Consider the following 10,624-nt stretch of genomic DNA (forward strand, 5'->3'; position numbering starts at 1 on the left):
ATATTTTAGAACTTTAAGGATTCGCCAATTGTTTAAGCATATCGGAGAATGGAAGAAATAATACGAGTGAATAACACAAAACGGTTCCACCGCCGATAATCGTTCCGGTAAAAATCGGAAACAGGATTCTGAACCAGCGCGTATAATTGGTTGCTTTTCTCCGATACATATCGGCGGCGTTTTTTAACGCCAGGCTTAATTCGCCCTGCTGATTTTTCGTCGTCAACAGCCAGGTCAACAGAGGCGGCCAGCCATATTCTTTCGCCGAGTCGCCGGTTTCCGGCTGAGACCGTAAATGCCGTTCAGCCATCAGGTTTGCCGATTTTACCAGTTGATCATCGCCGGTCGCTTCCGCCGCCAGCACAATTGATTCTGCAAACGGAATGTTCTGCTGAATCAGCAGCGACATCAGTTCTGAAAAATTGCCATACCGATAATAATTGGCGATCTTCTGTACGCCGGGAATCCAGCCAACCAGACGGCTGGTCCCTTTGAAATTCAGCAATTGAGAACTGCCTGTCCGCATCCATAAGATGACAAACACAAAGAGCAACAGAGGGGGGAGCATGCCCCAGTAAACAATCGTCGATTCCATCATGTTTAAATAATGTAAGGGTCGAGTCTCTCCCAGTCGAAATACCTCATAAGCCATGTTAAAGCGCGAGAGCATTTCAAACAGAAATACCATGAACAGACCATAGGCCAGGCTGAACACGATCAGGGGATACACCATCGCCATGCCGATCTGACGTCTTAAATGAAATAACTCCCAGGCATAATTTGACATTTCTTCCAGCGCAACCGTTAACTTTCCAGACTTGATTCCCGCTTCGACAATCACGCGATAGACCTTGGGAAACCGATGGCCTTCTGAGTTCATCGCCTCAGACAGCGAACTGCCCCGCTCCATCTTACCTGCTAAATCCGAACTGATTTTTCCGAGGCGGTCAGGCAGTTCATTTCCCATTTCCCGCAAACCCAACTCCAGCGGAATCCCGGCCTGAACCAGAGAGATGATCTCTTCATTCAAAGCGATCAATTCATCAAGTTCAAATCGTGTTTCTTTCGGATTCAAAGAATCGGAATCGTCTTTCGAATTCATATACACACTCTCTCAGACAGTAACGATTAATTTGATGGTCATTTTGTCAGATTACCTGTGAGTCGAAGTCAAACTCTGTCACTGTTCCAAACGTGTCATGCCCAGCACGCGTCGCACTTCCGCAGGGCTGGTGATGCCCTGATTGACGGCTTCCAAGGCGCGACTCCACTGCGTTCGCATTCCCGATTGAACCGCCAGTTGATGCAGTACTGTCGCATCAGCCTGATTTAAAATGGCATTCGCAACATCCACTTGACCGGGCTGCAACATTTCTGTGAGCACGATGCGTCCCTGATAACCGGTCTGGCCACAGTCTGTACAACCTACGGGCACTTTCCATTGTTCTACATGCAGCCCCAGCCGATCTTCCTCTGCATGGGAAAACTGAGCACAGTCACAAAGCCGCCTCAATAAGCGCTGACTCAGAATGGCTAATAATCCGCTGCGCAGCAGGTAAGGCTCAATTCCCATATCCGACAGTCGACTGACGGCTTCTGTTGCGCTGCCTGCATGAAAGGTCGTCACAACCAGATGACCGGAAAGCGAGGCTTGAAAAACGGTTTCCGCGGTTTCACGATCCCGGATTTCTCCGACCATGATCACTTCCGGATCCTGCCTGAGCAGAGAACGCAGACCAAGAACCATGTCAAAGCCCGCAGAAGGATTCACCTGCGACTGGGCCACCGTGGGAACTACTACTTCAATCGGATCTTCCAGAGAGACCAGGCTGCGGGATCCTTTGGACTGTCGAATGATTTCACGCAGACAGGCATAGATGGTTGTTGTTTTCCCACTGCCGGCCGGGCCCGTCATCAGAATCACGCCCCCGGTCTGTGTGAGTAACCGTTTCAACTCCACCAGAATTTCCTCGGGGAGATTCAGGCTCTCCAGATGTTTGTACTGCCCCGAGCCGACAAACAATCGCACCACTACCTTTTCACCATAGAGTGTGGGAAAGGTGCTGATCCGCGTTTCGACAGCCTGTTCTCCCTGCTGGCGAATGCGGCCTTCCTGAGGAACATCGGTCCGATAGGTCAGTAAATGCGAAATCACTTTCAGGCGCGCCGTAATTCGTGGCGCCAGTTCATGGGAAAAGTCGGCCACGTGATGCAACACACCGTCGATCCGCCAATCCATCCGCATCTGGTTTTCCGTGGGCAGCAGATGAATATCACTGGCATTGACGGCTTGTGCCTGATTTAAGATTAGATCCACCAGTTCTGTCACGAATTCCGGATGGTTCTCTGTTTTTTCAGGCAGTTGCTCCTGAAAGCGTTGGGACAAAGTCTCCTGCATTAATCGCCTCGATGAAAGATCTGCTCAATCGTTCCCGCACGCTCATTCCGAAATCGAACGACGGCATCGACGAGCCCCCATTCACCAGATTGTTTCAGAGTGGCCTGCACGGAATTCCAATCGGTTTTGATTGTGTCCGGCTGATGAGCTGCCGTCGAGATCCCTAAAACCTGACTGCCTGTGACATAGATTGTTTTAGACCAGCCCGGGCTGTCATCGGAGGCCACACTCTGTGTCCTCGCGGAATCCTGCAAGCCAAAGAACAGCGTGACAGCCAGGAAAAACACGCCGACCGCGGCCAGACTTCGCAGATAGAGCTTGCGGGAGCGCGCCTGACGTGCGGCATCCAGCACCTGTTGCCGGTGACCGCCCCGCAACGGAATCGCAGAGTTGGCAGACGCCTTCAGCAATCGCTCTTCCAGAGAATGGTGATCTTCAAATTCAAACATTGATATCCTCACGCGTCATGGGACGCAGGTAACTGTCTAATTTCTGGAGCGCATAACGATAACGACTGGCCACGGTATTCGGCGATTCATCCAGCACACTGGCAATTTCCGCAAATGTCATCTCTTCCCAGATCTTCAGAACCACCACTTCAGACTGATTTGTCGGAAGACGTTTCAAGGCCTGCCGGATCACCTGCGCCTGATCGTTCTCTTCCACAATCTCAGCATCCCGCGCCCAGAGCTGTCGGCACTGAGCAAAAATTTGTAAAGGCTTCCGCTTTTGCAGAATTCTTAACGCCTCGTTGCGGGTCACTCTTAATAAATAGGCCCACGGCTGCTGAGCCGTTGCCAGAATTTTCGGCTTCATGGCAATCCGCACCATCGTCGCCTGAATCGCCTGAATCGCATCTTCGGCATCAGCCATGTTCCGGGTCACTGTCACCGCATATCGAACCAGTCGATGCGCCGTCAAATCGTACAACGAACCCAGCCTGTCGACACCATGATCCTGCAGATCATTGGCACAACATCGGATCTTCGCTGCAAATTTAACCGGCGACAGTTTTTCCACGATTGAATTCGATTCTTCAAGCTTCAGAAAAAACTCAGATCATCGCTATAGATTCATAACGACAATGTCCTAACAGAACTGTTAAGATTCTTTGACGAGTAAAATTCCTGTGAAATTTTCACAAACATCGAATCCATGCTTGTGCTGGTCTCAATCGTAACCAGAAAATATCCCTGGAGATTTCACCTGAATTTCCACTTAGTTCCTATTAGACATTATTTGAGATATGATTTGTTTTCCTTTTCTCTGGATTTTGTTGAATTTTTAAAACAAAACCGAGAAATCAACGCAAGTTACTATTTAACATACAGATACGACTTTTATGTTTTTGCGGTTTCACAAGACGAAAGACCATCCTATAGCGTCCGGTTTGCCCTCTCCCTTTTCCTGCGGAGAGCATCGCGATGGCGGCTGACACCAACCACGGAAAAAAAGGGGTGATCCTGATTGGAATGCCCGGGTCCGGAAAATCAACGGTTGGAAAACTACTGTCTGAACAGACAGGTCTTCCTTTCCTCGACACCGATGCATTAATTGAGGCTGGCGAGTCAAAACGGCTGGCTGAAATTATTTCCGATCATACCGCACAAGGGTTCCGCACGATTGAGTCTGCATACGTCCAATCGATTCAATCAGCAGGATCCATCATTTCTACAGGAGGAAGTGTCTGTTATAGCGGGGAAGCCATGCAACATCTCGGCACTCTTGGTACGATAGTCTGGCTGGATGTGGCCCCTGAAATACTGGAGCAACGCTTTTCAGACGCCTGTGAGCGGGGCGTTTTGATTGAACCGGGTACGAGTCTGGCAGATTTATACGCCAGTCGCTTTCCACTTTATGAAAAGTATGCTGAAATAAAAATCAATGCCTCCCTGCTGACCCCACCGGAAATCGTCTCCCAGATCCGTCAGCAACTGGCACTCTAAATGGATCATCAAGATAAACTGATTCCGATCACTTAAGTAACGAACATGATTGAAAAAACGATGCTACCCATTCAAAACGTCAACATCCATGAAACGATTCGCCTGGTTGCTCCGCAGGAATTGAAAGACACCTACAAACGCACCGAGAAAGTCACCCAGACCGTCGGCGAATCGCGCGAGCAAATTAAACGCATCCTCTCGGGAGAAGACCATCGGCTGATCGTCGTCGTGGGCCCCTGCTCCATTCACGATCCCAAAGCCGCCATCGATTACGCCAAACGTTTGAAAGAGCTCTCTGCCAAAGTGGACGACCGGATGTTTCTGGTCATGCGCGTCTATTTCGAAAAACCCCGCACCACCGTCGGCTGGAAAGGCCTCATCAACGACCCGCATCTGGATGGCACGTTTGATGTTTCATCGGGTCTGAAAATCGCCCGCCAGTTATTGCTCCAGATTGGTGAACTGGGTGTCCCGGCTGCAACAGAAATGCTGGAACCAATTACGCCACAGTATATCGCCGACGCGATCTCCATCGCCTCGATCGGCGCCCGCACTACCGAATCGCCAACGCACCGTCAGATGGCCAGCGGACTCTCAATGCCCGTCGGTTATAAAAACGGCACCGATGGCAGTCTGGATGTCGCGCTCAATGCGATGCTCGCCGCACAAAGCCCGCACAGTTTTCTGGGAATCGATGCCGACGGCCAGACCTGCGTCGTCAATACCAAAGGCAACCCCTGGGGGCATCTGATCCTGCGTGGCGGTCGCTCGGGTCCGAACTATCAGAAAGAACATCTGGAAGAAGCAGCCAAAAATCTCAAGGCCGCCGGCCTCTCTCCCCGATTCATGGTCGACTGCAGCCACGCGAATTCCAACAAGGATTATCGCAATCAGGGCGTCGTCTGGAACGACGTCATCGACCAGCGCGTCGCCGGAAACGACACGATCATCGGCTTAATGCTCGAAAGCAATCTGCACGCCGGCAATCAGAGCCTGCCCGAAGATCTGACCCAGCTACAATACGGCGTCTCGATCACGGACGAATGCATCGACTGGGAAGAGACCGAAAATCTGATTCTGTCGACACACGAAAAGCTCTCCTGATCAGCCTGCGGTATTGACTTCTGCCATCTCTGGCCAGATCGCGCTCCCTGCTCATCATTCATTTGCGGGGAATCGTTGCTCCTTGCGCTGTAATTCGAATTCTGATTTTTCGATTCAGAAACCCAGCTCCGTCTAGTATGATACTTTCTCTCCACGCTTTGAAAACCATGGAAAGAAATAAGAGCAGTAAGATGAAAACACTCACCAAAGAACTCTGGATGGATATCCCAAAGCGTCGGCAGATCGTCTCGATTCACGATGATGTTGAAGACCTGGTTTCAGAAAGCGGTGTACAGGATGGATTAGTCCTCGTTAACGCGATGCATATTACCGCGTCGGTTTTCATCAATGACAACGAACCAGGACTGCATGCTGACTACGATCGCTGGCTGGAACAGCTGGCTCCCTTCGATGCGAGCAGTGATCCTGCTTCCGGCGGGTATCTGCACAATCGCACGGGGGAAGACAACGCCGACGCCCACCACAAACGCCAGATCATGGGCCGCGAAGTTGTCGTTGCCATCACAGATGGTAAACTCCACTTGGGACCGTGGGAACATATTTTTTATTACGAGTTCGATGGCCGCAGGCGGAAACGGATTCTGGTAAAAATTATCGGGGAATAGCAACATGAAAGTTTTCATCGTACTACACCACGAAATAGGGGGTACTCCACAGGATTGGAGTGCGGATGAAATGGTGTTCTATACCTGCACGAGCATGAAAAAAGCCCTTGAACTCATCAAAAAATGCTATGTGGTCCGCTGGTCATGGTGGGAGATTCAAGTGCAAGAAATGGATAGCCAGGAATGGCCGGAACACGTCGGATACTATGGCAGACGGGGCGGCAAGCTCGCCAAGCCACCATACGAAAAGTGCGTCGAAATCTACAAGAAGGAAGGCCGCTATAAGCAATTTACCAGTCAGAATTCGAGCGTATCCTACAACGACTACACGAATGATGAATGAAAACTGCTCAACCCTCGAAAGACCGAAGCAACTTCACGATCTGCTGCGGATGTCGCCAGAGCTTGCCAGTGCGAGTTGTTAACCCAAGATCATTCAAAGCTTTGCAGACTTCCATATGAGTCTTCCCCTGATCTCGGAGTTCAGCGACCTTGGCAACGACTTCGGCGTACACATCTCGAAGTTCTGAGGGTCTGATGTTCTTTGAGCGTTGGACCTGGGATGTCGGTGAGACCGTTTTTCCAGAGACAACAAAATTCAGTGTGTGACACAATGTGCCTGCAGAACGCGATGCTCCTTTATTCGTCACGATTCATTAACGACAACGAATCGGGGCTGCAGTCACTCGTTGATCCACGCTTTCAATAAGTCCATCACTTCCGTGCGGTATTTCTTGAATTCTTTTCCCTGTCCGTTGCGGACCATCGCAAAGACGAGATGCTGTTCCGGATTGATGACCAGCAGTGTGCCGCAGCCGCCGCCATGTCCGTAGCTGCCTGGACCCAGATATTGAGACTCATCCTGCAGGCCGATGCCGTATTGCATGTTCAACTCGGGCAAGTAGGGTTTGAGTGACGTCGGCAGAATCGCCGCGTGTGTCTCTCTGGAAAAGAATTCCCACTTGCCATAGCGACCACGATTGTCGAGCAACACACCAATCCGTGCGAGACTTTCAGCGGAGAAGCCGGTCCCGCCCGGCAGCACGTTATGAATTCCCAGTGGCTGAAACAGATCCCGTTCCATCGCATCCCAGTAATTCCTGCCGCGCAGCAGTTCCAGTGCGCGGACGGACAGAATCACGCCGACGACTCCGTACCGATGTCTGGCACCGGGTTCCCATTCGCGCTTGCAATGGGCGATCAAGGCCTCATGCCAGGTATGAAAGTAAAACAACCGCTCGAAAGCGAGTGCCCAGGGGAAGTGAATGCCGGTCGCGTGGACGTGTGCGGCCCGGAACGTCAGACTGCGATCACGGGGAGTGTCAAAGTCCGGCAGGATCTCGCCGATCGGCTGATCCAGACGCAAGATCCCGCGATCAATGTACGTCGCCAATTGAAGTCCAATCAGCGGCTTCATGGCCGAGTCGAGCTTCATCGGCGTGTCGACAGTGACCGCCTGCCCGTCGACGGTTCCATAACCTTTGGCGGTGACGATCACGCCGTTCCGGGCAATCACAACTGCCATCGGCTCCGAAGAGGCGGCGTACCATGCGTCGAGTTTGCTTTCGATCTGCTTCAGTTGTGCTGCGGTGATTTCTGCTTCGTCCAGAGGCGCCGTTCGCAATACGGGCGCAGGCTCTCCGTGCAACGGCTGAGGGACGACCTTCACGATAGGCTTGTGATCCAGGCCCATTAGTTTGCGTTTCAAACGAACGTGCTGCGTCGCATTCTCCATCTGCCATTGGCCCCGTCGTACAGGGCCTGGTTTGAAATCCGCTTCCAGCAACGCAGCCAGCTCCACGGCCCCCTCTTCGGAGTTTTGCCAATGACGTACCAGGGTCGTGACGTCGTCTGGTTTCAGACTGGTATCAGTTGCCGGCCGTTGAGACAGCAGCCTTTTCTGAGCCAGTTCTTCCAGGGAACCATCATTGCCAACACAACAGCAGGTCATCGCACGACGCAGCACGGGGCCTGCGGGAACAGGCGCTTCACCATACACGTAATAGCGGCCTGGCTCACGCGCGGTACGAACTTCCTCAAAGCGTGCGTTGAACCAGCGCGTGGGGATCGCAGGTTGCTCGACCACCCGGGATACCTGCTGAGGCTGTTCCCAGACAAGATCAGGGAGCTTCTGGCCTGGTTGAAGAATGAATCCGCCTGCGGGCGCGAACTGTTGTTCGCCGAAGCGTTCTTTGAGTTCCGCTTCTTCAACACCAGCCTGAGTGATCGAAACGACACAGAAAAACAGCGCCGTGAAGACGTACCTGGAGCTACCCTGACTGTGACTCATTGAACTCTCCCCTGGTCCGTCCACATGGCTGCGATTCAGTATTTGTTGTAGAGAGCTCAATTCTATCCAACGTGAAAGCGGGTCGATAGCCGAATTGGCGAACCTCTTGTCGTGTCCCGGGAACTGATGATAAACTGTACGTCGGGTCGCGGGAACGTTTTTTTATTTCGAGTTCAACGGCCGCGAATTCCAGTAAAGATAATTGGAGATTGAAATTGAAAACCAACTTCGATCCACAAACGCTCTGGAAACGTCTGTCAGAAGTCGAGTCGCTTCAGTTTGTAGCTCAATCTTTCGATTCCGGAAGTGGCTGGAATGGAACGGGCACGGGTTCCGTCGCTGTAGAAGCCATCGATCCTTCGACTCTGTTGTTTCAGGAAAGCGGCCGCTGGTCGCCGACCGAGGGAACCGAACTCCAATTTACGAACGTGTTCCGCTGGACTTCACTGCCTGATCAGAATCTCATCCGGTCTATCTGTTTGAACTGCAACAAACGGCTGAAACACGCTGGGAATCGGTAGAACCCCATGTCTGCAGCAATGATCTTTATAGCGCTACACTGGAATGCGAACACGACCGACTGCACCTCGACTGGACCGTCAAAGGAGCCACGAAGAATGAATGCATCGGCTATGTGTATTCGTAGTTCACTCGGAATCGAGACGTATATTCAACTAGAAAATACGTTGTATTCTTACTGACTCCCCATCGCGCAGGCTGCGCGGTCAGCCACCGTTCATCCCATGCTGAAATCTCCCTCTCTTCCTGTATGCCCCATTATTTTGAAGATCATCGCAACAATCGCGGATGGTTCCGCTTGAATAGGATTTGGCACATTGTTTGCGTCTCGCTCTGGAAGCAAGAACCAATTCAAGATGGGAAAACCAATGAACGAATACCTCGCAGACCGCGATCAGAAACGTTCTACCAATACGATTACGCAAGCGGCAACCACACTCGTTGTTGTCGTGATGCTCGCGGCCGGTCTCGTGATCACCTGGGAAATTGTGCTCACACTTTTTCTGGCGGTTTTGTTCGGGGTGTTTCTCAATCATGCCAGCCTGAAAGTGAGCGAATGGCTGTCGCTCTCTCGAAAAGGGAGTCTGGCGGCGGTCGTGGTGGTACTGCTGTGTGCTTTTGTCGGCGTCAATGCTTTTTTCTTCACAGAAATCAATCAGCAAATTGAACAGGCAGACCAGGAAATCGATCAGGGTGCGAAAAAAGTTCAACAGTGGGCTCGACAATATACGTCGGTCAAATCAGTAATCGAGTCGACTCCGTTTCTAGTTCAGATTTTACAGTCCGATCGTTCAGGCCAGTCACAATACACAGCGCAGTCAGACAGGCAGACAGCAGAGAAAAATCAACAGGATAAAACTCCATCAGACGATCAGTCTGCGCAGTCGAAGCCGAGTCTGAGTTCATTACCTCAGCCGGCGAAACAAGCGGTCTCGCTGGTGGGCCAGATGTTTCGAACGACATTCGGACTGATCGTCAACAGTCTGCTGATCTTTTTTGTCGGACTGTTCCTGGCCGTTTCTCCCCAGGCGTACCGAGACGGAACCGTGCTGCTGGTGCCTCCTGCACGCAGAGAACGCATACGCGATTTAATGAATCAGCTCAGTGATACCCTCTGGCATTGGCTCGTCGGGCGGTTTGCATCCATGCTGATCACGGGGCTGGGCGCGGCGGTGCTGCTGTTCCTCATAGGGGTTCCGATGGCGGGGACCCTGGGTGTGATCACAGGGCTGCTCACCTTCATTCCTAACATTGGGTCGCTGATCGCCTTCTTCCTGGCGATTCTGGTTGCGCTGTCGAGCAGCCCTACCACTGCTGCGCTGGTCGTGCCCACTTATGCCGTTTTACAACTGGTGGAGAGTTACCTGGTGACTCCCATAATCCAGCAAAAACAGGTTTCACTCCCGCCGGCACTCCTGATTTCGTTTCAGGCGATCATGGGAGTCCTGTTCGGTTTCCTCGGAGCCGCCGTTGCTTCCCCTCTGCTGGCAGCCAGTAAAGTGGTGGTGGAAGAACTGTATGTGAACGATTATCTGGAAAGCCAATGTGATTCTTGACAATAGATATGTGACGGCGAGTAATAGCCAGCCGTGACGGAGGCGAAGTCGAAACCATTCAGTAAAGTATGAATTGATTCGCGTCTGACTATTTATCGATTCTCAACCGACTAAAATGCTTCTTCGCCTGACCAGAAAACTTTCCCCTTGACATTCTAGGGGAACACGGCAATACTCTTCCCTAG

Annotated in this window: 13 protein-coding genes; 7 read left to right on the forward strand and 6 right to left on the reverse strand. The window is 51.7% G+C overall.

Features of this window, described 5'->3' with window-relative positions; all coding sequences use genetic code 11:
- Positions 1-13: 13 nt before the first annotated feature.
- The 4 genes from Q0294_RS11535 to Q0294_RS11550 form a co-directional block, all read right to left on the reverse strand.
- Positions 14-1,102 carry a type II secretion system F family protein gene (locus tag Q0294_RS11535; RefSeq protein WP_299465066.1) on the reverse strand — a complete coding sequence of 363 codons (1,089 nt, stop codon included), beginning with the start codon at positions 1,100-1,102 and terminating at the stop codon, positions 14-16.
- Between the two features lie 78 nt (positions 1,103-1,180).
- Positions 1,181-2,398: a GspE/PulE family protein gene (locus Q0294_RS11540; RefSeq protein ID WP_299465069.1), complete on the reverse strand. Its 1,218-nt coding sequence runs from the start codon at positions 2,396-2,398 to the stop codon at positions 1,181-1,183.
- Positions 2,398-2,847: a hypothetical protein gene (locus tag Q0294_RS11545; protein ID WP_299465072.1), complete on the reverse strand. Its 450-nt coding sequence runs from the start codon at positions 2,845-2,847 to the stop codon at positions 2,398-2,400. The genes Q0294_RS11540 and Q0294_RS11545 overlap by 1 nt, the downstream gene beginning before the upstream one ends.
- Positions 2,840-3,418 (reverse strand): sigma-70 family RNA polymerase sigma factor, encoded by a 579-nt coding sequence (locus tag Q0294_RS11550; RefSeq protein ID WP_299465075.1) that lies wholly within the window; start codon positions 3,416-3,418, stop codon positions 2,840-2,842. Before Q0294_RS11550 ends, Q0294_RS11545 begins: the two co-directional genes overlap by 8 nt.
- Positions 3,419-3,822: 404 nt before the next feature.
- Between Q0294_RS11550 and Q0294_RS11555 the strand changes: the two genes are divergently transcribed.
- The 4 genes from Q0294_RS11555 (at position 3,823) to Q0294_RS11570 (ending at position 6,417) form a co-directional block, all read left to right on the forward strand.
- Complete coding sequence (locus Q0294_RS11555) at positions 3,823-4,344, forward strand: shikimate kinase (RefSeq protein WP_299465079.1); 522 nt, start codon at positions 3,823-3,825, stop codon at positions 4,342-4,344.
- 45 nt (positions 4,345-4,389) lie between these two features.
- Positions 4,390-5,448 (forward strand): 3-deoxy-7-phosphoheptulonate synthase, encoded by a 1,059-nt coding sequence (locus Q0294_RS11560; protein WP_299465082.1) that lies wholly within the window; start codon positions 4,390-4,392, stop codon positions 5,446-5,448.
- Positions 5,449-5,639: 191 nt separating this feature from the next.
- The gene (locus tag Q0294_RS11565) at positions 5,640-6,074 is read left to right on the forward strand and encodes a secondary thiamine-phosphate synthase enzyme YjbQ (RefSeq protein WP_299465085.1); all 435 of its coding nucleotides are present in this window, start codon (positions 5,640-5,642) and stop codon (positions 6,072-6,074) included.
- A 94-nt stretch (positions 6,075-6,168) separates the two neighbouring features.
- Entirely contained in the window at positions 6,169-6,417 is a 249-nt protein-coding gene (locus Q0294_RS11570; protein ID WP_299465088.1) for a hypothetical protein, read from the forward strand.
- A gap of 7 nt (positions 6,418-6,424) precedes the next feature.
- Here the strand turns inward: Q0294_RS11570 and Q0294_RS23420 are convergent, their stop codons facing one another.
- Together Q0294_RS23420 and Q0294_RS11575 are read right to left on the reverse strand one after the other, a co-directional pair.
- A complete protein-coding gene (locus tag Q0294_RS23420; protein ID WP_366917970.1) occupies positions 6,425-6,724 on the reverse strand; it encodes a recombinase family protein in 300 nt (99 codons plus the stop codon).
- 32 nt (positions 6,725-6,756) lie between these two features.
- Positions 6,757-8,364, reverse strand: coding sequence for a serine hydrolase (locus Q0294_RS11575; protein ID WP_299465091.1), 1,608 nt, complete (start codon positions 8,362-8,364; stop codon positions 6,757-6,759).
- A 209-nt stretch (positions 8,365-8,573) separates the two neighbouring features.
- On the opposite strand from Q0294_RS11575, the gene Q0294_RS11580 reads away from it, so the two are divergent.
- From Q0294_RS11580 to Q0294_RS11585, 3 genes are all read left to right on the forward strand, one after another.
- Positions 8,574-8,885: a hypothetical protein gene (locus Q0294_RS11580; RefSeq protein WP_299465094.1), complete on the forward strand. Its 312-nt coding sequence runs from the start codon at positions 8,574-8,576 to the stop codon at positions 8,883-8,885.
- Positions 8,849-9,010, forward strand: coding sequence for a DUF6314 family protein (locus Q0294_RS23425; protein ID WP_366917971.1), 162 nt, complete (start codon positions 8,849-8,851; stop codon positions 9,008-9,010). Before Q0294_RS11580 ends, Q0294_RS23425 begins: the two co-directional genes overlap by 37 nt.
- Positions 9,011-9,251: 241 nt before the next feature.
- Positions 9,252-10,439 carry an AI-2E family transporter gene (locus tag Q0294_RS11585; RefSeq protein ID WP_299465097.1) on the forward strand — a complete coding sequence of 396 codons (1,188 nt, stop codon included), beginning with the start codon at positions 9,252-9,254 and terminating at the stop codon, positions 10,437-10,439.
- The last annotated feature ends 185 nt before the right edge of the window (positions 10,440-10,624 follow it).

The organism is uncultured Gimesia sp., from assembly GCF_937919775.1.
Lineage (GTDB): Bacteria > Planctomycetota > Planctomycetia > Planctomycetales > Planctomycetaceae > Gimesia.

Bases quoted from the DNA above. Each gene is read 5' to 3' on its own strand.
- Q0294_RS11535 (WP_299465066.1), bottom strand. From the start codon at position 1,102: ATGAATTCGAAAGACGATTCCGATTCTTTGAATCCGAAAGAAACACGA.
- Q0294_RS11540 (WP_299465069.1), bottom strand. From the start codon at position 2,398: ATGCAGGAGACTTTGTCCCAACGCTTTCAGGAGCAACTGCCTGAAAAA.
- Q0294_RS11545 (WP_299465072.1), bottom strand. From the start codon at position 2,847: ATGTTTGAATTTGAAGATCACCATTCTCTGGAAGAGCGATTGCTGAAG.
- Q0294_RS11555 (WP_299465079.1), top strand. From the start codon at position 3,823: ATGGCGGCTGACACCAACCACGGAAAAAAAGGGGTGATCCTGATTGGA.
- Q0294_RS11560 (WP_299465082.1), top strand. From the start codon at position 4,390: ATGATTGAAAAAACGATGCTACCCATTCAAAACGTCAACATCCATGAA.
- Q0294_RS11565 (WP_299465085.1), top strand. From the start codon at position 5,640: ATGAAAACACTCACCAAAGAACTCTGGATGGATATCCCAAAGCGTCGG.
- Q0294_RS11570 (WP_299465088.1), top strand. From the start codon at position 6,169: ATGAAAAAAGCCCTTGAACTCATCAAAAAATGCTATGTGGTCCGCTGG.
- Q0294_RS11575 (WP_299465091.1), bottom strand. From the start codon at position 8,364: ATGAGTCACAGTCAGGGTAGCTCCAGGTACGTCTTCACGGCGCTGTTT.
- Q0294_RS11585 (WP_299465097.1), top strand. From the start codon at position 9,252: ATGAACGAATACCTCGCAGACCGCGATCAGAAACGTTCTACCAATACG.